The 25,738-nt window shown below is 70.7% G+C and carries 22 protein-coding genes and 1 riboswitch; of the genes, 13 read left to right on the top strand and 9 right to left on the bottom strand.

Features of this window, described 5'->3' with window-relative positions; all coding sequences use genetic code 11:
* The first annotated feature begins 141 nt into the window (after window positions 1-141).
* The 8 genes from G5C66_RS12150 (at window position 142) to G5C66_RS12115 (ending at window position 8,411) form a co-directional block, all read left to right on the top strand.
* The gene (locus tag G5C66_RS12150) at window positions 142-438 is read left to right on the top strand and encodes a DUF3263 domain-containing protein (protein WP_091046051.1); all 297 of its coding nucleotides are present in this window, start codon (window positions 142-144) and stop codon (window positions 436-438) included.
* Window positions 439-957, top strand: a complete 519-nt coding sequence (locus G5C66_RS12145) for a LytR C-terminal domain-containing protein (protein WP_165111232.1) — start codon at window positions 439-441, stop codon at window positions 955-957. It abuts the gene before it with no gap.
* 92 nt (window positions 958-1,049) lie between these two features.
* A complete protein-coding gene (gene otsB, locus G5C66_RS12140; RefSeq protein ID WP_165111231.1) occupies window positions 1,050-1,904 on the top strand; it encodes a trehalose-phosphatase in 855 nt (284 codons plus the stop codon).
* Window positions 1,905-2,085: 181 nt separating this feature from the next.
* Entirely contained in the window at window positions 2,086-4,410 is a 2,325-nt protein-coding gene (gene lon / locus G5C66_RS12135) for an endopeptidase La (protein ID WP_165111230.1), read from the top strand.
* Window positions 4,411-4,478: 68 nt separating this feature from the next.
* Window positions 4,479-5,030: an isochorismatase family protein gene (locus G5C66_RS12130; protein WP_165111229.1), complete on the top strand. Its 552-nt coding sequence runs from the start codon at window positions 4,479-4,481 to the stop codon at window positions 5,028-5,030.
* Window positions 5,027-5,938, top strand: a complete 912-nt coding sequence (locus tag G5C66_RS26815; protein WP_165111228.1) for a DJ-1/PfpI family protein — start codon at window positions 5,027-5,029, stop codon at window positions 5,936-5,938. The genes G5C66_RS12130 and G5C66_RS26815 overlap by 4 nt, the downstream gene beginning before the upstream one ends.
* A gap of 83 nt (window positions 5,939-6,021) precedes the next feature.
* A riboswitch (SAM riboswitch) is annotated at window positions 6,022-6,160 on the top strand.
* Between the two features lie 11 nt (window positions 6,161-6,171).
* The gene (thrC, locus tag G5C66_RS12120; RefSeq protein WP_165111227.1) at window positions 6,172-7,449 is read left to right on the top strand and encodes a threonine synthase; all 1,278 of its coding nucleotides are present in this window, start codon (window positions 6,172-6,174) and stop codon (window positions 7,447-7,449) included.
* A gap of 41 nt (window positions 7,450-7,490) precedes the next feature.
* Window positions 7,491-8,411: an SGNH/GDSL hydrolase family protein gene (locus G5C66_RS12115; RefSeq protein WP_338144155.1), complete on the top strand. Its 921-nt coding sequence runs from the start codon at window positions 7,491-7,493 to the stop codon at window positions 8,409-8,411.
* On the opposite strand, the gene G5C66_RS12110 is transcribed toward G5C66_RS12115, so the two are convergent.
* From G5C66_RS12110 to G5C66_RS12080, 7 genes are all read right to left on the bottom strand, one after another.
* The gene (locus G5C66_RS12110) at window positions 8,406-9,668 is read right to left on the bottom strand and encodes a type II toxin-antitoxin system HipA family toxin (RefSeq protein ID WP_165111226.1); all 1,263 of its coding nucleotides are present in this window, start codon (window positions 9,666-9,668) and stop codon (window positions 8,406-8,408) included. The two genes, G5C66_RS12115 and G5C66_RS12110, sit on opposite strands and share 6 nt — an antisense overlap.
* Window positions 9,668-9,913, bottom strand: a complete 246-nt coding sequence (locus tag G5C66_RS12105; protein WP_165111225.1) for a helix-turn-helix domain-containing protein — start codon at window positions 9,911-9,913, stop codon at window positions 9,668-9,670. The genes G5C66_RS12110 and G5C66_RS12105 overlap by 1 nt, the downstream gene beginning before the upstream one ends.
* A gap of 90 nt (window positions 9,914-10,003) precedes the next feature.
* Window positions 10,004-11,611 (bottom strand): AMP-binding protein, encoded by a 1,608-nt coding sequence (locus G5C66_RS12100; RefSeq protein ID WP_165111224.1) that lies wholly within the window; start codon window positions 11,609-11,611, stop codon window positions 10,004-10,006.
* A gap of 87 nt (window positions 11,612-11,698) precedes the next feature.
* Window positions 11,699-13,267, bottom strand: coding sequence for an AMP-binding protein (locus G5C66_RS12095; protein ID WP_165111223.1), 1,569 nt, complete (start codon window positions 13,265-13,267; stop codon window positions 11,699-11,701).
* A gap of 17 nt (window positions 13,268-13,284) precedes the next feature.
* Window positions 13,285-14,550 carry an RNA polymerase sigma factor gene (locus G5C66_RS12090; protein ID WP_165111222.1) on the bottom strand — a complete coding sequence of 422 codons (1,266 nt, stop codon included), beginning with the start codon at window positions 14,548-14,550 and terminating at the stop codon, window positions 13,285-13,287.
* Window positions 14,550-14,897 carry a YciI family protein gene (locus G5C66_RS12085; RefSeq protein ID WP_165111221.1) on the bottom strand — a complete coding sequence of 116 codons (348 nt, stop codon included), beginning with the start codon at window positions 14,895-14,897 and terminating at the stop codon, window positions 14,550-14,552. Before G5C66_RS12085 ends, G5C66_RS12090 begins: the two co-directional genes overlap by 1 nt.
* Window positions 14,894-15,256, bottom strand: coding sequence for a YciI family protein (locus G5C66_RS12080; protein WP_241248459.1), 363 nt, complete (start codon window positions 15,254-15,256; stop codon window positions 14,894-14,896). Before G5C66_RS12080 ends, G5C66_RS12085 begins: the two co-directional genes overlap by 4 nt.
* Window positions 15,257-15,467: 211 nt before the next feature.
* Between G5C66_RS12080 and G5C66_RS12075 the strand changes: the two genes are divergently transcribed.
* From G5C66_RS12075 to groL, 4 genes are all read left to right on the top strand, one after another.
* Window positions 15,468-19,310: a Pls/PosA family non-ribosomal peptide synthetase gene (locus tag G5C66_RS12075; protein ID WP_165111220.1), complete on the top strand. Its 3,843-nt coding sequence runs from the start codon at window positions 15,468-15,470 to the stop codon at window positions 19,308-19,310.
* 1 nt (window position 19,311) lies between these two features.
* Entirely contained in the window at window positions 19,312-20,646 is a 1,335-nt protein-coding gene (locus G5C66_RS12070) for a M1 family metallopeptidase (RefSeq protein ID WP_165111219.1), read from the top strand.
* A 173-nt stretch (window positions 20,647-20,819) separates the two neighbouring features.
* A complete protein-coding gene (locus G5C66_RS12065; RefSeq protein WP_165111218.1) occupies window positions 20,820-21,353 on the top strand; it encodes a GNAT family N-acetyltransferase in 534 nt (177 codons plus the stop codon).
* Window positions 21,354-21,566: 213 nt separating this feature from the next.
* A complete protein-coding gene (gene groL, locus G5C66_RS12060) occupies window positions 21,567-23,198 on the top strand; it encodes a chaperonin GroEL (protein WP_165111217.1) in 1,632 nt (543 codons plus the stop codon).
* Window positions 23,199-23,289: 91 nt separating this feature from the next.
* Here the strand turns inward: groL and G5C66_RS12055 are convergent, their stop codons facing one another.
* On the bottom strand, window positions 23,290-23,853 hold the full coding sequence (locus tag G5C66_RS12055; RefSeq protein WP_165111216.1) for a hypothetical protein: 564 nt from the start codon (window positions 23,851-23,853) through the stop codon (window positions 23,290-23,292).
* Window positions 23,850-24,407, bottom strand: a complete 558-nt coding sequence (locus tag G5C66_RS12050) for an RNA polymerase sigma factor (protein ID WP_165111215.1) — start codon at window positions 24,405-24,407, stop codon at window positions 23,850-23,852. The genes G5C66_RS12055 and G5C66_RS12050 overlap by 4 nt, the downstream gene beginning before the upstream one ends.
* A 72-nt stretch (window positions 24,408-24,479) precedes the next feature.
* Between G5C66_RS12050 and G5C66_RS12045 the strand changes: the two genes are divergently transcribed.
* A complete protein-coding gene (locus G5C66_RS12045) occupies window positions 24,480-25,511 on the top strand; it encodes an alpha/beta hydrolase family protein (RefSeq protein WP_165111214.1) in 1,032 nt (343 codons plus the stop codon).
* Window positions 25,512-25,738: the final 227 nt, after the last annotated feature.

Here is a 25,738-nt window from a genome sequence, read left to right as displayed (position 1 = left end):
TTCTGGGCGGTGTCGTTCCACTCGTGATTCCGGGGCCCGATCATGAATACCTGTCGAGTAACACGCCGAAGGGTGAACCACAGCCGTGTAGTTCGGCGCGTTAGGGTGTCGTCAGATGCAGACGACACCGGGGGACGAGGAATGAGCGCTGTAAACGTGCAGGTCACAGGCCCAGGCGAGGACCCCGCGAGCCTCAGCGAACGCGACAAGCAGATTCTTGACTTCGAGCGCCAGTGGTGGAAGTACGCCGGGGCCAAGGAGGCCGCCGTGCGTGAGGCGTTCAACATGTCCGCCACCCGCTACTACCAGGTGCTCAACGCGCTGATCGACAAGCCGGAGGCCCTCGAGGCTGACCCGCTGCTCGTACGCCGCCTCCGACGGCTCCGCGCGGCCCGGCAGCGTCAGCGCTCGGCGAGACGGCTCGGTTTCGAGGTCTGAATGACCGGCAGCGTACGTCCTTCGAAGGGGGAGCGTGGCGTCGCGCTCCCGACACCCGTCATCGCGCTGAGCGTGGTGGCCGTCGTCGCCGCGGTGATCGTCTTCTGGGCCACCGGCGGTTCCGATGACGGGGACGAGAAGATCGCCCAGGCCGGGGCAAGTCCCTCGGCCTCGGCGTCGGTGAAGCCGAAACCGGCCAAGACGGAGGCGAAGAAGCCGGCCAAGGCCGAGCCCTCGCCCGTCGACCGTGCCAAGGTCAGCGTCGAGGTCTACAACCAGTCCAACATCGCCGGCCTCGCCGGCGACGTCGCGGCGAAGGCGACCACGGTCGGCTGGAACGTCGTCGGTGAGGACAACTGGATGGGCTCCGTGCCGGAGAACACCGTCTACTTCCCGCAGGGGATGAAGCGCGAGGGCCAGCAGCTGGCCGACGACCTCGGCATCAAACGCACCCATCTGTCGGTGGAGGGCTCGATGAAGGGCGACCGGCTGACGGTCGTGCTGACCGGCGCCCTCTGAGGATCTCCGGCCGCTACCGGCGGTGTGTGATCTGGCGCACGGCCCGGGATTCTCGGTCGGCCCGGAGGTGGTTGCCGTGTCACAGTTGAGGCATGGCCGAACTCCAGCCCGATGCCGTCGCCGGTGAGCAGAAGTACGCCGAGGTGGCCGCCGCTGCCGCCGACACCCTCGTCGGTCTCGACTTCGACGGGACGCTCTCGCCGATCGTCGAGGACCCTGCCGCAGCCAGGATCCATCCGGACGCCGCCTCGGTCCTGATCGCACTCGCGTCCCGGGTGAAGGCGCTGGCCGTCGTCACCGGACGCCCGGCCGGACAGGTCGTCGAGCTCGGCGGGCTCTCCGCGATCGCCGATGCCCTCGCCGAGATGGGCAAGGAGCTGTACGTCTTCGGGCAGTACGGCAACGAGCGCTGGAGCGGCTCGGACCGCGTCGTCGCCGGACCGCCGCCGCCCGAGGGCCTCGGCGCCTTCGAGGCGGCGTTGCCCGCTGTGCTCGCGGAGCACGGGGCCCAGGACGCCTACATCGAGGAGAAGGGCCTCGCCGTCGGGGTGCACACCCGCAAGTTCTCCGACCCCGACGGTCTCGCCGCGCGCCTGCTCCCGCCGCTGACGTCCCTGGCGGCCGAGCACGGGCTGATGATCGAGCCCGGCAAGCAGGTCATCGAGGTACGCGCCCCGGGCATGCACAAGGGACACGCGATCTCCACGTTGATCGATGAGGTCGACCCCGGCGCGATCCTGTTCGGCGGCGACGACCTGGGGGACATCGAGGCCTTCGAGGCCGTCAAGGCGTGGGGCAAGACCACCGGGTCGCCCACGCTGCTCGTCTACTCCCACGCCGGTTCCGACCGCGGCCCGCTCGCCGGGCTGGCCGACCTCGAGGTGGATGGGCCGGAGGGTGTCCTGGAGCTGCTGGGCCGCCTGGCGGCCGACGCGGCTGCGGTGTAGGCGGCGCGCGTGTAACACGTCGTTCGTTGCACTATCCGGTCGTTCTGAACGACCGGATAGTCGGTGTAACAGCGTGTTACAGCTCGCGCCGTCCGCTCACAGCGAACACGCTAACCGGAGGGAACATCCGGTTGCTCTCGGAAGTTGAGCCAGTATCACTCAACTTTCTAGGAGGGTCCGCATGGACAAGCTTCCTGTGCTGTTCGTCTCGGACGCCGTGGTCCTGCCGGGGATGGTCGTGCCGATCGAGCTCGACGAGGCCTCGCAGGCGGCGATCGACGCCGCCCGGGCCGGCTCGGACAGCCGGCTGCTGGTCGCGCCGCGGCTGGGGGACCGGTACGCCACGTACGGTGCCGTCGCCACGATCGAGCGGGTCGGCCGCTTCCGCGGTGGTGAGCCCGCGGCGGTGCTGCGGGCCGTCGGCCGGGCGAAGATCGGCTCCGGCGTGACCGGGCCCGGTGCCGCGCTCTGGGTCGAGGTCGAGCCCGCCACCGAGACGACCACCGAGCACGCGAAGGAGCTGGCCGAGGAGTACAAGCGGCTGGTCGTCGCCGTTCTGCAGCGTCGCGAGGCCTGGCCGGTCATCGACCAGGTCAACCGGCTGACCGATCCGTCCGAGATCGCCGACACCGCCGGCTACGCGCCCTACCTCGACGACGAGGCCAAGCGCGAGCTGCTGGAGACGCCGGACGTCACCGAGCGGCTCGAGAAGGTGATCGCCTGGGCCAAGGACCACATCGCCGAGTCCGAGGTCAGCGACAAGATCGCCGAGGACGTACGCGAGGGCATGGAGAAGACGCAGCGGGAGTTCCTGCTGCGCCAGCAGCTCGCCGCGATCCGCAAGGAGCTCGGCGAGGGCGAGCCCGAGGGCTCCGACGACTACCGGGCCCGGGTCGAGGCCGCCGACCTCCCCGAGGCCGTACGCGAGGCCGCGCTCCGCGAGGTCGACAAGCTCGAGCGTGGCTCCGAGCAGAACCCCGAGACCGCCTGGATCCGCACCTGGCTCGACACGGTGCTGGAGCTGCCCTGGGGTGTGGTCACGGAGGACTCGACCGACGTGACTGCCGCCCGCGAGGTGCTCGACGCCGACCACCACGGCCTCGAGGAGGTCAAGGACCGGATCGTCGAGTATCTCGCCGTCCGCGCTCGCCGCGCAGAGCGGGGCCTGCAGGTCATCGGCGGCCGTGGCTCCGGCGCCGTCGTGCTGCTCGCCGGACCGCCAGGAGTCGGCAAGACCTCGCTCGGTGAGTCGGTCGCGCGCTCGCTCGGACGGAAGTTCGTCCGGGTCGCGCTGGGTGGCGTCCGCGACGAGGCCGAGATCCGCGGTCACCGGCGCACCTACGTCGGCGCGCTGCCGGGCCGGATCGTGCGGGCCATCAAGGAGGCCGGCTCGATGAACCCGGTCGTGCTCCTCGACGAGGTCGACAAGGTCGGCTCCGACTACCGGGGCGACCCGGCGGCGGCGCTGCTCGAGGTGCTCGACCCGGCGCAGAACCACACCTTCCGCGACCACTACCTCGAGCTCGACCTGGACCTCTCCGACGTGCTCTTCATCGCCACGGCCAACGTCGTGGAGCAGATCCCGAGCGCGCTGCTGGACCGGATGGAGCTGGTCACGATCGACGGCTACACCGAGGACGACAAGGTCGCCATCGCCCGCGACTTCCTGCTGCCCCGGCAGCTCGAGCGCGCCGCGGTGACCGCCGAGGAGGTCACAGTCTCCGACGACGCCCTTCGTGAGCTGGCGGCGAACTACACCCGCGAGGCGGGTGTACGCCAGCTCGAGCGGCTCATCGCCAAGGCGCTGCGCAAGGCGGCGACGAAGCTCGCCACCGGCACGGAGCACGTCGAGGTCGACCTGGACAACCTCAAGGACCTGGTCGGACGGCCCCGGTTCACGCCGGAGTCGGCGGAGCGTACGTCGGTCCCGGGCGTCGCCACCGGGCTGGCCGTCACCGGGCTCGGTGGGGACGTGCTCTTCATCGAGGCGTCCGCGGCCGACGGGCAGACCGGGCTGAACATCACCGGTCAGCTCGGCGAGGTGATGAAGGAGTCCGCGCAGATCGCGCTCTCCTTCGTCCGCTCGCACGCGGCTGAGCTGGGCGTCGACCCGGCGGTGCTCGACCGTTCGCTGCACGTCCACGTGCCTGCGGGAGCGGTCCCGAAGGACGGGCCGTCGGCCGGCATCACGATGGTCACCGCGCTCACCTCGCTCGCGACCGGTCGCCCGGTGCGCAGCGAGGTCGGCATGACCGGCGAGGTATCCCTCTCCGGCCGGGTGCTGCCCATCGGTGGCCTGAAGCAGAAGCTGCTCGCCGCCCAGCGGGCCGGCCTGACCGAGGTCTTCGTGCCCCAGCGCAACGAACCCGACCTGGACGAGGTCCCGGACGACGTGAAGGAGGCGCTGACGATCAACCTGGTGAGCGATGTCAGGGATGTCGTACGCGGCGCCCTGGCGCCCGCCGAGGGAGAGGCCACCGCGGAGAGCACGGTTGCCGCTGCCTGACCGGATCGTTCCGGATGCTGCCCGCTTGATGCCTCGTGCGTCGAGCGGGCAGCTCGCACACTGGAGGCATGAGCAACCGAGCCCTCATCGTCATCGACATCCAGGAGTCCTTCCGCCAGCTCGAGGCCTGGCCGCAGACTCTTCACCCCGACATCGCCGAGCGCGCCGAACGGCTGGTGAGCCTTGCGCGGGCCGCCGGCGACCTGGTCGTGTGGGTGCTGCACACCGAGCCCGGCAGCGGCGGCGCCTTCGACCCGGCCTCGGGCCACGTGCGTTATCTCGACGGCCTCAGCGGTCCCCGGGAAGGTGAGGTCGCGGTCCGCAAGACCTCCCACAACCCCTTCACCACCACCAACCTGCAGCAGGTGCTGACCCAGCACGGGGTCACCGAGCTCGTGGTGTGCGGGATCCGCGCCGAGCAGTGTGTCGAGACCACCGCGCGGGTCGGCTTCGACCTCGGCTACCAGGTCACCTACGTGGCCGACGCCGTCACCACCGAGCCGCTGGGCGGACTGTCCGCGGAGGAGGTCGTGGAGCGTACGAAGCTCGTGCTCAGCGGCCGGTTCGCCGAGATCGCGACCATCGCCGAGCTGGAGGCTGTGGCAGCATCTGCAGCGTGAGCAAGGTCGTGTTCGTGCTGCTGCCCGGCGTACATCTGCTCGATCTCGCCGGGCCGGCACAGGCGTTCCACACCGCCGGCAACCTCGGCCACCCCTACGAGCTCGTGTACGTCGCCGGCACCGCGCCGGGGGAGGTGCTCTCGGCGCAGGGGCTGCCGCTGGCGGCCGCGGCGGAGTGGCCCGACCTCGACCCCGGCGACCTCCTCGTCGTGCCGGGCTGGCGGGCTGCGTACGACCTTGTCGGCGGTCCCCGGCTCACCCGGGAGACCGCCGAGCGGCTGCGGGCACATCATGCGGCCGGGGGCGAGGTGGCGAGCGTCTGCGCGGGCGCCGACGCCCTCGGTCAGGCCGGGCTCCTCGACGGCCGTCTCTGCACCACCCACCACGACCTCCAGGACGCGCTGTCCAGGCGCTACCCGAAGGCCCGGGTGGTGCGGGACGTCCTCTTCACCACCGATGACCGGATCGTGACGTCGGCCGGCATCGCCAGCGGTATCGACCTGAGCCTCCACCTCCTCGCGATGCGCCACGGCCCGGCGCTGGCTGCGCGGGTGGCCCGTGACATGGTCGTCTACGCCCGCCGTAACGGCGACCAACCGCAGGAGAGCGTCCTGCTGCGCCACCGGAACCATCTCGACGACACCGTCCACCACGTGCAGGACGTCATCGACGCCCGGTTCGCCGAGTCGCTGCCGCTCGCCGGTCTGGCCGACGGCGTGGGAGTGAGCGAGCGCACCCTGACCCGCGCCTTCGTGCGCGCGACCGGCCTCACGCCGCTCCGGTATCAGCAGGCCCTTCGCCGCGAGCGCGCCGACCACCTGATCGCCGCGGGCACGACCATGGAGTCGGCGGCCCGGGCGGTTGGCTTCGACGACGCCCGGATGCTGCGCCGGCTCCGCGCGCGCTGAGGTCGGTCCAAATAGTGGACGAGCGGTCCGCGGAGTGGAACCCGGGTGTGTGGGGCGCCGGATACCTGCCGTACGATCGCTACTGCTCATCGAGAGGGACTGAGGGAACGGCCCAGTGAAGTCCCGGCAACCGACCGCGAGCCTCCTCCCAAGCCTGGGCGGGTAGCGGAGCAGGTGCTAATTCCGGCCCGGCGCGAGAGACGTGATCGGGGAAGATGAGGAGGAGGTTTCTCATGAGCGCTGCAACCACGGAGACCACGACCGCCGGCCTTCGCGAGGGCGCCTTCGGCAACGCCTCGGCACTATCGTGCCGCGAGTGCGGCAACCAGATCGACCTCGGTCCGCACTACGCCTGTCCGGAGTGTTTCGGGCCACTGGAGGTGGCCTATGACTTCCCGGCCGTGACCCGCGAGGAGATCGAGGCCGGACCCCGCAACATCTGGCGCTACAAGGCGCTGCTGCCGGTGCCTGCCGACATCGAGCAGAGCCCCAACACCGAGCCCGGCTTCACCCGCCTCCTGGACGCGAAGAACCTCGCCAAGGAGCTCGGCGTCGAGAAGATCTGGGTGAAGGACGACTCGACCAACCCGACCAACTCCTTCAAGGACCGCGTGGTCGCGTGCGCCCTGAGCGCCGCCCGCGAGCTCGGCGCCAAGGTCTTCGCCTGCCCCTCGACCGGCAACCTGGCCAACGCCGTGGCCGCCGCCGGCGCCCGCGCCGGGATCCCCACCGCGGTCTTCATCCCGAGCAACCTCGAGCAGCCGAAGCAGGTCAACTCGGCCGTCTTCACCGACAACCTGATCGCGGTCGACGGCAACTACGACGACGTCAACAAGCTGGCCCAGGAGATCGCGGCGGAGGAGGACGGCTGGGCGTTTGTGAACGTCAACGTACGTCCCTTCTACGCCGAGGGCTCCAAGACGCTCGGCTTCGAGATCGCCGAGCAGCTCGGCTGGCGCCTGCCCGACCAGATCGTCATCCCGGTCGCCTCCGGGTCCCAGCTGACCAAGGTCGACAAGGCCTTCAAGGAGCTGATCAAGCTCGGCCTGGTCGAGGAGAAGCCCTACCGGATCTTCGGCGCACAGGCCACCGGATGCAACCCGGTCGCGACCGCCTTCAAGGCCGGCGTCGACGCCATCCGCCCGGTCAAGCCCGACACCATCGCGAAGTCGCTGGCGATCGGAAACCCGGCCGACGGCATCTACGTCCTCGACGCCACCCGCTCCTCCGGCGGCGCCGTCGAGGAGGTCACCGACGACGAGATCCGCGCCGCGATCGTGCTCCTGGCCCGCACCGAGGGCATCTTCACCGAGACCGCCGGCGGCACGACCCTCGCGGTCACCAAGAAGCTCGTCGAGACCGGCGCGCTCGACCCGAGCCTGGAGACGGTGATCATCAACACCGGCCACGGCCTCAAGACCCTTGACGCGGTCAGCGGCATCGTCGGCCCCCGCGCCACCATCGCCCCCAACTACGACTCCTTCGAGGAAGCCGGGCTCTCCCGGGCGTAGGTTGGCCTCGCGTTCACACTCGTGCGCTACAGATAAGGAATGTGAGCAGCGCGAAGACGAGTGAAGAGGCCAGGTGGCTCGGTATGGTCGCCGCCACCGCCGGAGTCGCCGGTGCGATCGGGGTGGTGGGGGCGGCGGCCGGCGCCGGGTTCGTGACGTTGCTGAAGAGACAGGCGGCCCACGCGCGCGACGTGATCGGGAAGCCTCTGGGCGAGGAGGCGATCGACGCCGACAAGGTCTACAAGAAGACCTTCGGAGGTACGCCGGTCGAGCTCCTCGTCCTCGGCGACTCGATCGCCGCCGGGCTGGGCGCGGAGACCAGGGGCGGCACCCTCGGCGCACGGCTGGCCAAGGGCACGGCCAAGGCGCTGCAGCGACCGGTGCGGCTGCGTACGGCGGCCGTGGTCGGCGCCGAGACCTCGATGGTCCCGGCTCAGCTCGAGTCGCTCCCGGACGGCTACCGGCCCGACGTCGCGGTCGTGATCGTGGGCGGCAACGACGTCACCCACCGGGTGCCGCAGAAGGACTCCATCCGGGTGCTGGGCGAGGTCATCGACGCCCTGCGCGAGCGTGGCGCCGAGGTGGTCGTCGGCACCTGCCCGGACGTCGGCGCGGTGCGGCCGCTGCCGCAGCCGCTGCGATCGCTCGGACGCAGGATCGCCAAGCAGCTGGCCGACGGCCAGCGGGAGATCGCGCTGGCCAAGGGTGCCCACGTCGTCTCGCTCTCCGACGTCGTCGGGCCGTTCTTCATCACGAACCCCGACGAGATGTTCGCCATCGACCACTTCCACCCCAGCGCGATGGGCTACAAGCGCACCGCCAAGGCGATGCTGCCCTCCGTCCTGGCCGCCCTCGGACAGGTGCATCAGGTCCCGTTCGGCCACCACCTGCCCGAGCTCCCGCCCGAGGCGGAAGAGCCGCCGGATCCTGACACGAATACCGGTCGAGTCGGTTCGTCATGACGCGCCGACTCGGCGAGCGCTCTTGGCGTCGAGGATGCGCTTCTCGACCAGGTCCCAGGCCTCGGCGCTCACGCCGGGGTGAGCGGAGCGGTCGATGGTGTCGAGGGCATCGGCGACTTGGGAGAGAGTGCGGTTCACGACGCGGATGGCGCGCCGCTCCGGTAGGCCCCACGAGCGGCCTTCTGCGACCACGTCGTCGATGGTGACCTCGTCGACGAGGAACTTCCCGTTGACGTCCAAGGCGAACCGCCTGTTGTCGCGGCGATGGTGGAGATGCATCGAGATGTCGTAGGCCGGGCTCAGGGTCACGCTCCCGTCGGCCCGTCGGATGAACGAGATGTTCTTCGCGTGCATATCGGTGTTACCGACGAGGTGGGAGAAGGTGACCAGTCGCAGGAGGTCGTCCGGGTTGCCGCCGTCGAGGCGGAGTACGTCGGCAGCGTGTCGCAGTGAGGGCATCTTCGAACCCCACTGGAACTTCCGGTTGGGATCCAACGTGTTCAGACCGATCGCCTGAGCGAGATCCTCCTGGTGGATCCGGGGATGCGGGCCACCGAGATCCCTGTCATAGCGGGAGACCGCAATGGCGCGTACGTCCTCGAACTCCAGGATCTTCGCGTCGATGCTGGTCAGGCCGACCATACGAGCGAGTGTCAGAGAGGCGACCTCGGTGTCGATGACATCAGCGATGCCGGATTCCGCTGAGCTGCCTCGTTTGACGATCCAGGTCGATGGCGCCCCGTCCTTGCACGCGAACCAGTCGCCGTCCTCGTGGTGGACGGCTATCTTCGGGACCATTCCCGGAAGACTGATCGACTCCACCGTCGTCCCGAGCGTGCCCGCCGGGGAGTGCTCGTCAGCGCGTCGAATCCGTTCAGCGAGCTGGTCCTGCGTCAGTGGCACGTATCGCCCGTTGGCGGTGGGGTCATCCGTCCCTTCGGGGACGAAGATGGCCGCGCCGGTCGTATCGCGACCGTACGACCGGATCATCGCGAACGAGTCATCCGGCGGGACGCCTGCGCTCATGGCGTGGTTGGTTCGGGCGTTTCCTTCGGGGAGAAGTCCGTCCAGATAGTTCTTCACCAGTGCGGGAACCGGCACGTCGCCGACAGTCAGTTTTGCCGACAGCAGGCGCGTCCCTTCGGGCCAACGTTCTTGCGACTCAACGGTCCACGACAGGGTGATGCGGCCGTCGTGCGCCTCGGACACGATGGCGATGCGTGTGCCGTAGAGCCAGATGTCGAGCGGATCGCGCATCAGTGCTGACCCTCGTCGTCGACCCGGGCATGGATCTCGATATGGGCACCAAGCTCTCGGAGCAGCTCGAAGATGCGTGTGGCGTACAGGTTGGGCTTCCCGGACTCGACCTCGTAGATGTATCGCCGTGAGATGCCGAGTGCCTCCGCGAGCTCGTCCTGAGTGACGCCGCGCTTCGCTCGAAGGCGTGCGAGGGCCTGGCCGAGTGCTTCCGGTGACCTTGCGGTGAGGTGATAGTCCGACACAACCGGCTCCTATGGGCTGATATCAACTCATGCGATGGATGTGAGGATATCAGCCCATAGGGGGTATGGGTGGATATCAGCCCGCGCGGCCTACTGGGCGGTCTCGGCGTCCGCCTCGTCCGTACGCTTGCCGCCGGTGCTGAGCAGGTCGGCCGTGAGTCCGGCGGCGGCGCGGTAGTCGACGGTCCCCGCCGGCGTACGCGGCACCGACTCGACCAGCAGGACAAGCTTGGGCTCGTGAGAGTCGCCGAGCACCGATCGGGCGTGCTTGCGCAGGTCGGCGGCGGCGGTCTCGGAGTCCGGGGTCAGCTGCACCAGGGCCGCGACCTGCTGGCCCCAACGCGGGTGGGGCATGCCGAAGACGGCGGCGTCAACGACGTCGTCGTGGGCGAGGAGCACGCCCTCGATCGTCTCGGGGTGGATCTCGAGATCGCCGGTCCGTACCAGGGTCGCGGCCCGGCCGAGCAGCGTGATCGAGCCGTCCTCCTCACGGCGGGCGAGGTCGCCGGGGAAGGTCCAGCGCCGGTTGTCGATCAGCTTGATCGCGGTGGCCGAGCGGGCGTTGTCCTTGTAGTAGCCGAGCGCTGCCGGGCCGGAGCGGGCCAGCAGGCCCTCGACGCCGGGTGCCGCCGGGGTGAGGTCCGGGTTGAAGACCTCCACCTCCGGACCCACCATGAAGCGCGCCTCGCCGGGGACGAGGGGAGTGCCGTCGTCGGCGCGAGACCCGGTGACGCCGGTCTCCAGGGTGCCGTAGGAGTCGACGATGACCCGGCGGGCGAACGCGTTGCGGAGCACCGAGAGGACGCCGTCGGAGAGGGGAGCCGCGGTGTTGGAGACACCCGCGAGCGAGTGCAGCGGCCAGCGCTTCTTCCCGACCAGCCGCGCCGCGGCCACCGGCCGCGCCTGGGCGTCGCCGAGGAGGGTGATCGCGGTGGCGCCGGACCTCTCGGCCAGGTCGAGGAAGGACTCCGCCGAGAACGACTCGGACGTGTAGAGCACCGCGGTGCCGCCGGCGACCAGCGCCCGCAGGAGCAGCAGCTGGCTCTGGCCGTGCAGCAGCGGTCCGCCGGCGAGCAGGACGACGCCTGAGTCGCGGGCGGCCGCCTCGGCGGCGAGCCCCTCGACCGACGGGATCGGGGCGTTGCGGCGGACGGTGTTGAGCGCCGCCCAGATCAGGTCCTCCTGGCGCCAGACCGCACCCTTCGGGGTGCCGGTGGTGCCGGTGGTGAAGATGATGTGCCAGTCGCCCGGCGTACGTCCGACCGTCGGCCGCTCCTTGGACGCGGCGGCGACCTTGGCGTCGTAGTCAGGGCCGAGGACGACCCGGTGGTCGAGCTTCAGGTCGAGCTCGTCGAGGTCGTCGGTGAACTCGGGGGAGACGATGGCGGCGACACAGTCGGTGGCGGCGTACGTCCTGGCCAGCTCGTCACGCCGGTAGGCGTGGTTGATGTTGACCGGGATCGTGCGGGCCTTGAGGCACCCGTAGAGGGCGTCGACCCACTCGATCCGGTTGGTCGCGTGGACGGCGACCTGGGCACCCGGCTCGAGGCCGACGCTCAGCAGGTGGTTGGCCAGGCGCGTGGCACGCTCGTCGATCTCGGCGTACGTGTAGGCGCGCTCGGTGGTGACGACTGCCGTGCGGTCGGGGATCGCATCGGCCATCGCTTCCAGGATGTCGGGCAGTGTGAGGGGGATCACGGCGGACACAGGGACGTCTGCGCCTTCCTTGGTTAGGGCCAGAGGTGGGGCGTACGGCACCGGGCCGTACGTCTGATCAGCCGGCCGTCACCGACGCGCCTCGAGCAGCTCGGCAGCGACCGTAGCGCTCGCACGATAGTCCACCTTGCTGACCGGTGTGCGAGGGACTCGCTCCACGAGCAGGATGTCCTTGGGCACCTTGTAGGCGGAGATCAGGCTGCGACAGTGCTCCCGGAGCCCGTCGATCGAGGTGGTGGCGCCCTCGCGGAGCTGCACCAGCGCGGTGACCTGCTGGCCCCAGCGCTCGTGCGGTGTGCCGACGACCGCGGTGTCGAAGACGTCCGCGTGCCGGAGCAGGACCGCCTCGACCTCCTCGGGGAAGACCTTCTCGCCGCCGGTGTTGATGCAGCCGGAGCCGCGGCCCAGGACGGTGATCGAGCCGTCCTCCTCGCGCCGGGCGAAGTCGCCGGGGATCGACCAGCGCTGCCCGTCGACCTCCTTGAACGTCGCCGCGGTCTTCACCGGGTCGTTGTAGTAGCCGAGCGGGATCGAGCCGGTGCGCGCGAGCATCCCGGTCTCGCCGGGAGCGCACGGCTTCAGCTCGGTGTCGAAGACCTGTACGTCGATCCCGACCTGGAACTTCGGTGCGGCCTGTGCGCCCTCGTCGCCCTCGTCGACCTGCATGCCGGTCGCCCCGGACTCGGAGGCGCCGTAGGAGTCGAGGATGTAGCGGCCCGGCAGCGCCTCGCGGAGCTGGGCGCGGACCCCGGCGGAGAGTGGCGCGGCGCCGTTCGAGACGGCGAACAAGGAGCTCAGGTCCCAGCGATCCGGCTCGCGCAGGATCGCCTCGGCGACCGGGCGGCCCATCGCGTCGCCGAGGAAGGTGAGCGAGTTGACGCCGGCGGCTTGGACGAGGTCGAGGATCGTCTCGGCCGTCCAGGTCGGCTCGGTGTAGAGCGAGACCGTGCAGCCCGCGACGTGGCCGTTGCCCATGATCCATTGGCTGCCACCGTGCATCATCGGGCCGCAGGCCAGCAGCACCATCGGCGTCTCCTGCGCCGCGGCCTCCTCGGCGAGCTGCTCGACGGTCTCGAACGGCGCCCCGAACCGGCTCGCGTTCATCGCGCCCCGGATGATGTCCTCCTGGCGCCACACGACGCCCTTCGGCATCCCGGTCGTACCGCCGGTGTAGATGACGTAGCGGTCGTCGGGGCTGCGCTCGATGTCGGGGCGCTCCTTGGGTGCGGCGGCGACCGCGGCGTCGTACTCATCGCCCATCACCAGCGTCGGGATCCCGAGCCCGAGCGCGGCGACGGCCTCGACGTGCTCGGGCCCGATGATCGCCATCACCGCGTCGGAGTTGCGGTAGAGGTGGTCGAGCTCGTCGTGGAGGTACTTGTGGTTGATGTTGATCGGCACCGCCCGCGCCTTCATGCACCCGTAGAAGGCGTCGACCCACTCGATCCGGTTGCGGGAGTGGACGGCGACGTGGTCGCCCGGCTTGATGCCCTGGCTGATCAGGTGGTTGGCCAGCCTGCTGGCGCGCTCGTCGATCTCGGCGAAGCTGTAGGCGTGCTGCATCGTGAACACGGCGGTGCGGTCGGGGACGGCGTCGGCCATCGCCTCGATGATGTCCGGAAGGGTGATCGGGGTCACATCCCCGAGTGTGGCAACTAGAACGTGTTCTCGTCTAGCGATCGGTTCGCAAAACCTTCCAGGGCGTTCCGGCGCCGGGTCAGGTCGGTCCGCTCCGGTCCGTGCGTGCACAGCGCGATGGCCTCCGCGTAGGCCTCGGCCGCGTCGCGGTGACGCCCGGCCCGCTCCAGCAGCTGGGCTCGTACGGCGGGCAGCCGGTGTCCCGGCAGAGCGACCGACTCCAGCGCCTCGAGCCCGGCTTCGGCGCCGTGGGCCTCGGCCACCGCGACGGCTCGGTTGAGACGTACGACCGGGGTGTCGCGCAGCGCGAGGAGCTCGTCGTAGCGCTCGATGATCCGGTCCCAGGCGGTCGCCCCGGCGCTCGGCGCGACGGCGTGCTCGGCGGCGATCAGGGCCTGGAGGAGGTAGGGCGCCGGCGCTGAGTGGGCCAGCGGGGTGAGGATGGCGAGGGCTTCGGTGATCTCCGCGAGATTCCATGCGCTGCGGTCCTGGTCGGGGAGCAGGACCAGGCTCCCGTCGGGACCGATGCGCGCCTCTCGGTGGGAGTGCTGCAGGAGCATCAGGGCGAGCAGCGCGTCGACCTCCGGGTCCGGGGCCGGGAGCACCGTCCGGAGCACGCGGACCAGCCGGATCGCCTCGCCGGCGAGGTCGCTGCGTACGACGTCGGGGCCGGTGCCGGGGGCGTAGCCCGCCGTGAACGCGAGGTAGGCGACCTCGGCGACGATGCCGACCCGGCCGGCTAGCTCGGCGAGGTCGGTCGGCACCTCGAAGGACGCGCCCGCGAGCCGCTTTCGCGCCCGGGTGAGGCGGGCGGCCATGGTGGCCTTCGACTGCAGGAACAGTCGGCCGATGTCGTCGGTGGAGACGCCGAGGACCAGCCGGAGGGTCAGCGCCGCAGCGGCCTCCCGGGAGAGCGACGGATGGGCGCAGAGCAGGACCAGCCGGAGCCGCTCGTCGGTGACCGCCTCGCCACCGGCCGCGGCCGGCACCGTGACCATGACCTGCTGCGCCTCCTGGGTCAGCGCCGCGTCCACCGCGAGCAGCGGCATCTTGCGGGCCAGCACCTCCTCCGAGCGCATCCGGTCCACGATCCGGCGGCGGGCGGCGGTGAGCAGCCAGGCGGCGCCGTTGTCGGGATCGCCCTCGACCGGCCAGCGCCGGGCGGCCGTCTCGAAGGCGTCGGCCAGCCCCTCCTCGGCCAGGTCGAGACGCCGGAACTGCGCGACGAGCAGGGCCAGCAACCGGCCCCACTCGTCACGCAGCAGCCTCTCGGCCAGAGACATCAGCTGAGCTTCACCCCGAGGCACGGACGGATCTCGGTCGCGAAGCGCTTCGGCAGCAGGTCGGCGAGCTCCGCCGCGTCGTCGATCGTGGGCACATCGATGAGGATGAAACCGCCCAGCTGCTCGACCGACTCCGCGAACGGCCCGTCGGTGACGGTGCCGTCCGGGTGGATGGTTCGCGCGGTCTCCGGGCGGCCGACCGCGTCGCCGGCGAGACGGGTGCCGCGCTCGATGAGCGCCTTCTCGAAGGCGATGAAGTCGGCGTGCGCCTGGTCGCGTTCCTCGTCGGACAGCGCGTCCCAGCGATCGTGGTGGTCAGCGCCGCCCAGGAGAAGGAGGAAGTTCATGACATCCCCTCGTGGTCGACGATCTCGCGGACCTCGAGCGCCGTCTCCAGCTCGGCGAGCACCTTGCAGCACTCGAGCATGTCGTCGACGTCGTCGGTCTCGATCGTGTAGAAGCCGGTGACGTGCTCGACGGTCTCGGCGTACGGGCCGTCGGTGATCACCACCTCGCCGCCCTGCTTGCGCAGCGTCTTGGCCTTGCTGGAGTGGTGGAGCTCGGCGCCGCCGGTGACCTTGTGGCCGCGCTCGGCGAGCAGCTTGGCGAACTTGCCGTGCACCTCGTAGCCGGCGGCCTTCTCCTCCGGCGTCGACTCGGCCCAGAAGGCCTCGTTCGTCGGCAGCAGCACCATGTATCTGGTCATCGTGGGTTCCCCTTCTCGCCTCGAATGAGTCTGTCACCGGGGATGACGGGTGGGACAAGGACAAATCGACACCGAGAAGGAAGGAAGATGTACGGCATCCGTTCAACTGTTCCCGGAAGGCTCCGCGTGTGAGCGAGCGTAAGCGAGTGAACCATCCAAGCTTCACGCGACCGCGTCCGTACGATGGCGCTTGCGCTACGGACGTGGTCGCGTGACCGACCCATTGCTGCGTGGCCAGCTCGCGCCTGAGCCCCGGACTCTCGTCGACATCTTCCGGGCGACCGCCGCCCAGGTGCCCGACGAGCCGGCCGTGGAGGCGGGCAACGGCCTGCTGACGTACGCCGAGCTCGAGGAAGCCGCCGACGGGCTGGCCGCCGAGCTCAACGCCGCGGGGATCGGGCCGGGGGACAAGGTCGGGCTGCGGATCGCGAGCGGCACCAACGACCTGTACGTCGCGATCCTCGGCATCCTCTGCGCCGGCGCCGCCTACGTGCCGGTCGATGCGGACGACCCCGAGGAGCGGGCCCGGCTGGTCTTCGGCGAGGCACACGTCGCGGCGGTCGTGACCAACGACCTGCGGGTCACCACCCTGGCTGAGCCGCGCGAGGCGCGCGAGCCGGAGGAGCCGTCGACGGAGGACGACGCCTGGGTGATCTTCACGTCGGGGTCGACCGGCACCCCGAAGGGGGTCGCGGTCACCCACCGCAACGCCGCCGCGTTCGTCGACGCCGAGTCGCGCCTCTTCCTCCAGGACGCCCCCATCGGGGTCGGTGACCGGGTGATGGCCGGCCTCTCGGTCGCCTTCGACGCGAGCTGCGAGGAGATCTGGCTGGCCTGGCGCTACGGCGCCTGCCTGGTCCCGGCGCCGCGCGCGCTGGTGCGCTCCGGGGTCGACGTCGGCCCGTGGTTGGTCGCCAACCAGATCACCATCGTCTCCACGGTGCCGACGCTGGTCGCGCTGTGGCCGCCCTCGTCGCTCGACCGCGTCCGGCTGCTGATCACCGGTGGTGAGGCGATCCCGCCCGAGCTCGCGGCCCGACTGGTTACGCCCGACCGGGAGGTGTGGAACACCTACGGCCCGACCGAGGCGACGGTGGTGGCCTGTGGTGCCCGGCTCACTGCCGAGGGACCTGTGCGGATCGGTCTCCCGCTCGACGGCTGGGACCTCGCCGTCGTGGACCCCGCGACCGGCATCCCCGTCCCCGAGGGCGAGACCGGCGAGCTGATCATCGGCGGCGTCGGCCTGGCGCGCTACCTGGACGCGGCCAAGGACGCCGAGAAGTACGCCCCGATGCCCACCCTCGGCTGGTCACGGGCCTACCGCTCGGGCGATCTCGTCGTCAACGACCCCGCCGGTCTGCTCTTCGGCGGCCGCGCCGACGACCAGATCAAGCTCGGCGGACGGCGGATCGAGCTCGGCGAGATCGACAGCGCCCTGCTGCAGCTCCCCGGTGTCGTCGGGGCCGCGGCGGCCGTGCGGAAGAGCGCTGCCGGCAACAGCCTCCTGGTCGGCTACGTCACCGTCGACGACACCTTCGACCAGGCGGCCTCCGTCGCCCGGCTCCGGGCCGACATGCCGGCGGCCCTGGTGCCGCGGCTGGCTGTCGTCGACAGCCTCCCGACGCGTACCAGCGGGAAGGTCGACCGCGACGTGCTGCCGTGGCCGCTCGCCTCCGCGGCAGGTGCGGGGGAGGGGCTCAGCGACACCGAGGCCTGGCTGGCCGGGCTGTGGAACGACGTGCTCGGTGCCGAGGTCGACGGGCCGAAGGCGGACTTCTTCGACCTCGGCGGGGGCAGCCTGACCGCGGCCCAGATCGTCAGCCTGATCCGCGAGCGCTTCCCGGAGGTCGCGCTCGGCGACGTCTACGACCGGCCGGCGCTCGGGGCGCTGGCGGCGTACATCGACGAGCTGGGCAGCTCGGCCGCGGTCTCCGAGCGCGAGGTGCCGGCGGTACGTCTCGAGACCCAGGCCGCGCAGGTGGTCGCGACGATCCTGCTGCGCTGCCTCGCGGCGCCGCGCTGGCTGACCTGGATCGCGCTCGGGACGACGCTCGCGCAGCCGTGGGCACCCTGGCTGCCCTCGGTCAGCTGGTGGGTGCTGGTGCCCGCGATCGTGCTCTTCCTGACGCCGCCCGGGCGGATGCTACTCGCCGCCGGGGCTGCGCGGCTGATCCTTCGCGGCGTACGACCGGGGCAGCACCCGCGCGGCGGCAAGGTCCATCTGCGGCTGTGGCTGGCGACGCACGCTGTCGACGAGCTCGGCGCGCACGGGCTCGCGGGGGCGCCGTGGATGCTCTGGTACGCCCGGCTGCTCGGCGTGCGGATGGGCAAGAACGTCGACCTGCACAGCCTGCCGCCGGTCACCGGCATGCTCACCCTCGGCAAGGGCTGCTCGATCGAGCCGGAGGTCGACCTCTCCGGCCACTGGATCGAGGGCGACGTGCTCCATCTCGGCGAGGTCTCGGTGGGCGACCGTGCTCGCGTGGGGGCGCGGTCGACGCTGCTGCCGGGCGCAACGGTGGGCGACGACGCCGAGGTGGGGCCGGGGTCCGCGGTCTTCGGGACGGTGCCGGCGGGCGAGTTCTGGTCGGGTTCGCCGGCCGTCCGTGCCGCCCGGGAGGCGCGCGGCCCGTGGCAGCCACCGCAGGCGCGCGCCCGGGTCTGGATGCTCCTCTACGGCATCGCGGCCGCCGTCCTCGCCCTGCTCCCGGCCGCCGCCATCGGCGTCGGGACGCTCGTCGCGGTCGCTCTCGCCGGCGTGCCCGGCTCCTACGCCGACATCGGGCCGCTGCTCGCCTGGAGCCCGGTCGCGGTGGCGGCCGGCTTCGCGACGCTGGCTGTGCTGATCTGGGTGGTGGTGCGGCTCGCCGGGCTGGCGATCCGCCCAGGCGTCCATCCCGTACGCAGCCTGGCCGGTGTCGCGGTCTGGTCGACGATGCAGGTGCTCGACGAGGCCCGCACCTGGCTCTTCCCGCTCTACTCCTCGACGCTGACGCCGCTGTGGCTGCGGTCGCTCGGCGCCAGGATCGGTCGCCACGTCGAGGCCTCCACGGTGCTGATGATCCCCGGCCTCACCCAGGTCAACGACCAGAGCTTCCTCGCCGACGACACCCTGATCGGCGGCTACGAGCTCGGCGGCGGCTGGCTGCGGGTCGAGCGGGTCAAGATCGGCAAGCGCGCCTTCGTCGGCAACTCGGGCATGGCCGCGCCCGGCCGCAAGGTGCCGAAGGCGTCGCTGGTCGCGGTGCTCAGCGCGGCGCCTCGGCGCAAGCGGGCGCAGAAGGGCGAGAGCTGGCTCGGCTCGCCGCCGGCGCCGTTGCGCCGGGCGGCCGGAGAGGCCGACTCGGGACGTACCTATGACCCGCCGGCACGCCTCAAGATCGCCCGTGCGCTCGTCGAGGTGGCCCGGCTGGTGCCGCAGACGCTCGCCGTGCTGCTCTACGCCGGGGTGGCCTACGTGCTCGTCAGGATCTGGGAGGCGACCGACCTGCTCGTCGTGGTCCTGGTCGCCGGGCCGGTGCTCGCGGCCGCGGGAGCCGTCGCGGCCGGTGTCACGGTCGCGGCGAAATGGCTGCTCGTCGGCCGGATCCGGGCGGGCTCGCACCCGCTGTGGAGCTGGTTCGTGTGGGCCAACGAGCTGGCCGACACCTTCGTCGAGGTGCTCGCCGCGCCCTGGTTCACCGGCGCCGTGTCGGGCACCCCGGTGCTCAACCTCTGGTTCCGTGCGCTCGGTGCGAGGATCGGCCGCGGCGTGTGGATCGACACCCACTGGCTCCCCGAGACCGACCTGGTCGAGCTCGGCGACGGCGCCACGGTCAACGCCGGCACCGTCGTGCAGACCCATCTGTTCCACGACCGGGTGCTGGCCCTCGACGAGGTCGTCCTCCGGCGCGGCGCGACGCTCGGTCCCAACTCCGTCATCCTGCCCGCCGCAGCCATCGGCCGGCATGCGGTCGTCGGCCCGGTGTCGCTGGTGATGCGCGGCGAGAGCCTGCCCGACAAGACGCTCTGGATCGGCAACCCGATCGGCCCGTGGGACCAGGAAGGCCCCTAACATGACCGCCGTGCCGAAGCCCCCGACCGCCGACCCCTATCTGCCGGGTCACGGGGACGCGTCGTGGAGCGCGACCCACTACGACCTCGAGCTGACCTACGACCTGGTCGGCAATCGGCTCGCGGGCACCGCGACGATCCGCGCGGTCGCGGTCGACGACATCAACCGGGTCGTCCTCGACCTCGCCCACCTGCGGGTGCAGAAGGTGGCGGTCAACGGCCGTCCGCCGGCCAAGTGGGCCCACCACGACCACCGCCTGGTCCTCAACCTCCGCTCGCGGATCGCGGCCGGCGAGGAGTTCGTGATCACGGTCAGGTACTCCGGCAAGCCCCGCCCCGTGGTGCTGCCGCACCACGGCGACGCCGGCTGGGAGGAGCTCGACGACGGTGTCATCGTCGCCGGTCAGCCGCACGGCGCGCCGACCTGGTTCCCCTGCAACGACCGGCCCTCCGACAAGGCCCGCTACGCGATCAGCGTGACCACCGCACCCGGCTACGCGGTCGTCTCCAACGGCGAGCTGACCTCCCGCGTACGCCGCGGCAGCGGGGAGACCTGGCGCTACTGGCAGGCCGAGCCGATGGCGACCTACCTGGCCACGGTGCAGGTCGGGCGCTACCGGGTCGTCGATCTCCCGCCCGGCGAAGGGCCGGGCGGCCGGGTGCCGATCCGGGCTGCGTACCCGGTCGACGCCACCGCGGGCTTCGAGGCCTCCTTCGGGCGGCAGCGGGAGATGATGGCCTACTTCACCTCGGTCTTCGGGCCCTACCCGTTCGCCTCCTACTCCGTCGTGGTCACCGACGACGAGCTCGAGATCCCGCTCGAGTCGCAGTCGCTGTCGACCTTCGGGCGCAACCACCTCACCGGCGAGTGGTCGGAGGTACGCCTCGTCGCCCACGAGCTCGCCCACCAGTGGTTCGGCAACGCGGTGACGCTGCGCGAGTGGCGCGACATCTGGCTGCACGAGGGCTTCGCCTGCTATAGCGAGTGGCTGTGGTCGGACGCCTCCGGCGGCCGCGCCTGCGGTGAGCACGCCCGCCACCACCACCGTCGGCTCGCCGGGCTGCCGCAGGACCTGGTCCTCGCCGACCCCGGGCCCGCGGACATGTTCGACGACCGGGTCTACAAGCGCGGAGCGCTCACGCTGCACGCGCTGCGGCGTACGGTCGGGGACGAGTCCTTCTTCCGGCTGCTGCACACCTGGGTCTCTCGGCACAGCGGCGGCACCGTCACCACCGGCGACTTCGAGGCGCTCGCGGCCGAGGTCTGCGGCCGCGACCTCACCCCGCTCTTCGACGCCTGGCTGCGCCGGCCGTCGCTGCCGGACCTGCCCGCCTGAACAATCCCGCCGCTGGTCGAGCCGGATTCGTGAGGACGAACGAATCCGTGTCGAGACCAACACGGTCCCCTGTCGCGCTCCGATGGGACTGTGTTGGTCTCGACACGCTCGGCCGCAGGCGGCCTCGCGGCTCGACCAGCGGGTGCGTGTTGCCTCCGGCTAATCTCGGCGACGTGCCCGATCTGACCTTCCGTGACGCCACCTTCTCCGACGTGGACACGCTGGTGGCCCTGATCGAGTCGGCCTACCGCGGCGATGCCTCCCGAGCCGGCTGGACCACCGAGGCCGACCTGCTGGCCGGCCAGCGCACCGACCCCGAGGGCGTACGCGAGGTGATCACCGCGCCGGGCTCCCGGCTCCTGGTCGCCGAGCAGCCGGCCGCGCGGCCGGGGGAGATCGTCGCCTGCTGCCAGCTGCAGAAGCGGGAGGCGTACGTCTATTTCGGCATGTTCTCCGTCTCGCCGACGCTCCAGGGCGCCGGTGTCGGCAAGGCCGTGATGGCCGAGGCCGAGCGGATCGCGCGCGAGTGGGGTGCTGAGGAGATCCGGATGACCGTGATCCGCCAGCGCGAGGACCTGATCGCGTTCTACGAGCGGCGGGGGTTCCGGCGTACGGGGCGGTTCGAGCCCTTCCCCTACGGCGACGAGCGCTTCGGCCTGCCGCTGCGCGACGACCTCGAGTTCGCGGAGCTCGCGAAGGCTCTCTGACCGCCGTCATCCGCTCGAATTTCTTGCACTCGCAGGGGTCGAGTGCTAAACATGAGGCTGGCACTCTTACCATGAGAGTGACAACAACCGGACCGGTGACGTTGAGGCGTCGCGAGCGGCAGGGAAGGGTTCTGCCGGGAGTGGCGTCGTCCGTCGCGGGCAACCCATCGGACCGGATCCAACGAACTTCCCAAGTGAAGGATCGCAGGAGCAATGCCGAAGCTCATCGCTTTCAACGAGGAGGCCCGTCGGGGTCTGGAGAAGGGTCTCAACACCCTCGCCGACGCCGTCAAGGTCACCCTCGGTCCCAAGGGCCGCAACGTCGTGCTCGAGAAGAAGTGGGGCGCCCCCACGATCACCAACGATGGTGTCTCCATCGCCAAGGAGATCGAGCTCGAGGACCCCTACGAGAAGATCGGTGCCGAGCTGGTCAAGGAGGTCGCGAAGAAGACCGACGACGTCGCCGGTGACGGCACGACGACCGCGACCGTTCTCGCCCAGGCGCTGGTCCGCGAGGGCCTGCGCAACGTCGCCGCGGGTGCCAACCCGGCCGGCCTGAAGCGCGGCATCGAGGCGGCCGTCGACGCCGTCTCCGAGCAGCTGCTCGCCCAGGCAAAGGACATCGAGACCAAGGAGCAGATCGCTGCTACCGCCTCGATCTCGGCCGCTGACACCACCGTCGGCGAGATCATCGCCGAGGCGATGGACAAGGTCGGCAAGGAAGGCGTCATCACCGTCGAGGAGTCGAACACCTTCGGGCTCGACCTCGAGCTCACCGAGGGTATGCGCTTCGACAAGGGCTACATCTCGGCCTACTTCGTGACCGACCCGGAGCGTATGGAGACCGTCCTCGACGACCCGTACATCCTGATCGTCAACTCGAAGATCTCCAGCGTCAAGGACCTGATCCCGGTCCTGGAGAAGGTCATGCAGACCGGCAAGCCGCTGGTCATCCTGGCCGAGGACGTCGACGGCGAGGCTCTCTCGACGCTGGTCGTCAACAAGATCAAGGGCACCTTCAAGTCCGTCGCCGTCAAGGCTCCGGGCTTCGGTGACCGCCGCAAGGCCATGCTGCAGGACATCGCCATCCTCACCGGTGGTCAGGTCATCTCCGAGGAGGTCGGCCTCTCCCTGGAGACCGCCGGCATCGAGCTGCTCGGCCAGGCCCGCAAGGTCGTCATCACCAAGGACGAGACCACCATCGTCGAGGGTTCGGGCGACCAGGGTCAGATCGAGGGCCGGGTCAACCAGATCCGCGCCGAGATCGAGAAGTCGGACTCCGACTACGACCGCGAGAAGCTGCAGGAGCGCCTCGCCAAGCTGGCCGGCGGCGTGGCCGTCATCAAGGTCGGCGCGGCCACCGAGGTCGAGCTCAAGGAGCGCAAGCACCGCATCGAGGACGCCGTCCGCAACGCGAAGGCTGCTGTCGAGGAGGGCATCCTGCCCGGTGGTGGTGTCGCGCTGATCCAGGCCGCGACCACCGCGTTCGAGAAGCTCGAGCTCGAGGGCGACGAGGCGACCGGCGCCGCGATCGTCAAGGCCGCCATCTCGGCGCCGCTGAAGCAGATCGCCATCAACGCCGGCCTCGAGGGCGGCGTCGTGGCGGAGAAGGTCGCCGGTCTTCCGGTCGGCCAGGGCCTCAACGCGGCCACGGGCGAGTACGTCGACCTGCTCCAGGCCGGCATCATCGACCCCGCCAAGGTGACCCGTTCGGCTCTGCAGAACGCCGCGTCGATCGCCGCGCTGTTCCTCACCACCGAGGCCGTCGTGGCCGACAAGCCGGAGAAGGCCGCCGCTGGCGACCCGACCGGTGGCATGGGTGACATGGGCGGCATGGGCTTCTGATCGAGCCCCGCTAGCTCTACGCAAGAGGGCCCCTCCTTCGGGAGGGGCCCTCTTTCGCGTTTCCGCCCTGGACTATCTCGGCAGGCCCCGCTCAGGAGGCCGGCACCCACATGATCCGCAGACCGGACAGGCCGTCCTCGACCGAGCCCATCGTGGTCAGGTGGAGGATCTGGTCCTCCGGGATCGCGTCGCGGTCGAGGCGGAGCGTGAAGGCGTCCTCGCTTAGCGAGGTCTCGATCTTCGGGGCCGATCCCGTGCCCGGGTCGTCACCGGTCGGCCCGTGCACCTCGGTGCCCTTCTCGGGGCCGGTACCGGTGTCGAGGGTCCCGCCGTCGGAGTCGGCAGGGTCGGCGGACACGTCGGGGTCGTAGTCGACCTCAGCGGCGACCCCGTGATCTCGCAGGGCCTGCTCGAGACCTTCGGCGTCGTCGAGGCGGTAGACGGTGACGACGACATCGTCGCCGGACTCGTCGACGGCGTACGCCGCGGACGGGCCCCACATCGCGACGGCGACCGCGGTGGCGGCAGCGGCGGCGGCAGCCGGCAGGGCCGCCCAGCGCCACCGGCGGGATCGGGTGGGTCGGACGGGACCAGGTGTGCGCGTGGCGACGTGCTCGCGCAGCTCGGTGAGCAGGGACTGCTCGAAGGTGTTCATGGCTGGACCTCCAGGGGAGTGAGATGTGACTGGACCCGGGCACGGCTGCGGTGCAGCCGGACCCGCGCGGTGCCCGGCTTCACCCCCAGCACGGCGGCGGCCTCGGTCACGGAGAGCCCGTCGACGGCGACCAGCTCCATCAGCGCCCGGTCGCGGCGCGGCAGGGACGCCAAGGCGTCGTAGAGCCGGCGCGACTCGCGCGCCGAGTCGATCCGGGACTCGATCGCCGCCAACGAGTCCGGGTCGAGAAGCCGGCGGCCGGCGATACGGCGAACGGCGTCCTTGTCCTTCTTCTGGCGGCGGAACTCGGCGGCGACCACGTTGCGGGCGACGCCGGTGAGCCAGGCGGCGGGCGTGCCGCGGTCGGCTCGGTAGGAGGCGGCTGCGTCGATCGCGGCGAGGAACACCTCGGCGGTCAGGTCGGCGGCCAGGTGCGGGTCGGTGACCCGCCTGGCCACGAACCGTTGCACGAGATCGAGGTGCTCGCGGTAGAAGGTCTCGAACGCATCGGGATCCTCGCCGATCCGTCCGACGTCGGTCTCTGGTGTGCTCATGTCTCCTCTTGGACCCTGGCGCTCCCGACGTTACAGACCCGTGGTCGCGGACGCCGGGCTACGCTCGACGGCATGGGCCTGAAGGCGATCCCGGCGCTGGTGGTTTCGGCCGTGCTCCTCGCCGGTTGCGGCGGTGAGCCGGCCGCCGCGCCGCCGTCCCGGACCGCGGAGCCGTCGGCCTCGGCCTCTGCGGCCGCGCCGTCCCCGAGCCCGTCGGAGACGCTGCCGCCGGTGACCGACAAGGTCTCGCTCCCGCAGCTGATGCGCGAGGAGTTCCCGGGCGGCGAGGTGACGGTGCTGCGGGAGGCGGGGAGCACGGACGCCTACCGGCGCTTCGAGGTCAGCTACCCGAGCGGGCGGCTGACGATCACCGGGGTGCTCTTCCGGCCGCGCGGGCCGGGGCCGTTCCCTGGCGTGGTCTTCGCCCACGGCCACATCGACACCGACATCTACGTCACCGGACAGGGCCTCAGACGCGAGCAGGACCGGCTGGCGCGTGAGGGCTATGTCGTCCTGCACACCGACTACCGCGGCCACGCCGGCTCCTCAGGTATCCCCGAGGGCACCGAGGAGGACGAGAGCCGCCTCGGCTACACCCGCGACACGATCAACGCCGTCCAGGCGATGAAGCGACTTCCCTACGTCGACCCCGACCGCACCGCGCTGCTGGGCCGCTCCATGGGCGGGGCCGTGGTGATGAACGCGCTCGTGGCTCAGCCGGACCTGGTGCGTGCTGGGGTGACGTACGCGTCGGTCTCCTCGGACATCGTCGACAACATCAACCGGTGGGCGGTGCCGTCGCGGCCCGAGGAGGTGGCCCGGCTCTACCGGCAGTACGGAGATCCTGAGCGGGAGCCGGAGTTCTGGGAGGGGCTGTCGGCCCGGACGTACTTCGACCGCATCGAGGTCCCGGTCCAGATGCATCACGGCACCGACGACGAGTCCTGCCCGATCCGGTGGGCCTACACCACCCGGGACCTGATGGAGAGCGCGGGCGTGCAGCAGCGGCTGTGGGTCTACCAGGGCGAGCAGCATGCGTTCGGGCCGCAGTGGGACCTCTCGATCCGGCGGGTAATCGGGTTCCTCGACCGCAACCTGGCGTGACCGGGCCGGACGCCGAGAATGGGACAAGAGGTCCATCCGTTTGAGGACTTTCGACACTGTCTCGACAACAGTCCGGTAACGCAGCATGGGTGCTCCACACACAGTGGCCGACTGCGGGGAAGCGTCTGGATCTGGGGGGCTTGAAGCCCAAGGGAGTATCCGGGTGAAGTTCTGCAGCGGCGAGCGGGGTCAGGGCTCTTCGAAGCCAGGGCCCCGCTTGCGTGTGT

Source organism: Nocardioides turkmenicus (assembly GCF_011045035.1).
Classification (GTDB): Bacteria; Actinomycetota; Actinomycetes; order Propionibacteriales; family Nocardioidaceae; genus Nocardioides; species Nocardioides turkmenicus.
Note: the sequence above shows the minus strand (reverse complement) of the source record. Positions and strands in the feature narration are given on the sequence as shown.

Coding starts and splice junctions, on each gene's coding strand:
- G5C66_RS12045 (WP_165111214.1), top strand. CDS start 24,480: ATGGGCCTGAAGGCGATCCCGGCGCTGGTGGTTTCGGCCGTGCTCCTC.
- G5C66_RS12110 (WP_165111226.1), bottom strand. CDS start 9,668: ATGCGCGATCCGCTCGACATCTGGCTCTACGGCACACGCATCGCCATC.
- G5C66_RS12130 (WP_165111229.1), top strand. CDS start 4,479: ATGAGCAACCGAGCCCTCATCGTCATCGACATCCAGGAGTCCTTCCGC.
- G5C66_RS12055 (WP_165111216.1), bottom strand. CDS start 23,853: ATGAACACCTTCGAGCAGTCCCTGCTCACCGAGCTGCGCGAGCACGTC.
- G5C66_RS12145 (WP_165111232.1), top strand. CDS start 439: ATGACCGGCAGCGTACGTCCTTCGAAGGGGGAGCGTGGCGTCGCGCTC.
- G5C66_RS12070 (WP_165111219.1), top strand. CDS start 19,312: ATGACCGCCGTGCCGAAGCCCCCGACCGCCGACCCCTATCTGCCGGGT.
- thrC (WP_165111227.1), top strand. CDS start 6,172: ATGAGCGCTGCAACCACGGAGACCACGACCGCCGGCCTTCGCGAGGGC.
- otsB (WP_165111231.1), top strand. CDS start 1,050: ATGGCCGAACTCCAGCCCGATGCCGTCGCCGGTGAGCAGAAGTACGCC.
- lon (WP_165111230.1), top strand. CDS start 2,086: ATGGACAAGCTTCCTGTGCTGTTCGTCTCGGACGCCGTGGTCCTGCCG.
- G5C66_RS12050 (WP_165111215.1), bottom strand. CDS start 24,407: ATGAGCACACCAGAGACCGACGTCGGACGGATCGGCGAGGATCCCGAT.
- G5C66_RS12090 (WP_165111222.1), bottom strand. CDS start 14,550: ATGTCTCTGGCCGAGAGGCTGCTGCGTGACGAGTGGGGCCGGTTGCTG.
- G5C66_RS12150 (WP_091046051.1), top strand. CDS start 142: ATGAGCGCTGTAAACGTGCAGGTCACAGGCCCAGGCGAGGACCCCGCG.
- G5C66_RS12085 (WP_165111221.1), bottom strand. CDS start 14,897: ATGAACTTCCTCCTTCTCCTGGGCGGCGCTGACCACCACGATCGCTGG.
- G5C66_RS12080 (WP_241248459.1), bottom strand. CDS start 15,256: ATGACCAGATACATGGTGCTGCTGCCGACGAACGAGGCCTTCTGGGCC.
- groL (WP_165111217.1), top strand. CDS start 21,567: ATGCCGAAGCTCATCGCTTTCAACGAGGAGGCCCGTCGGGGTCTGGAG.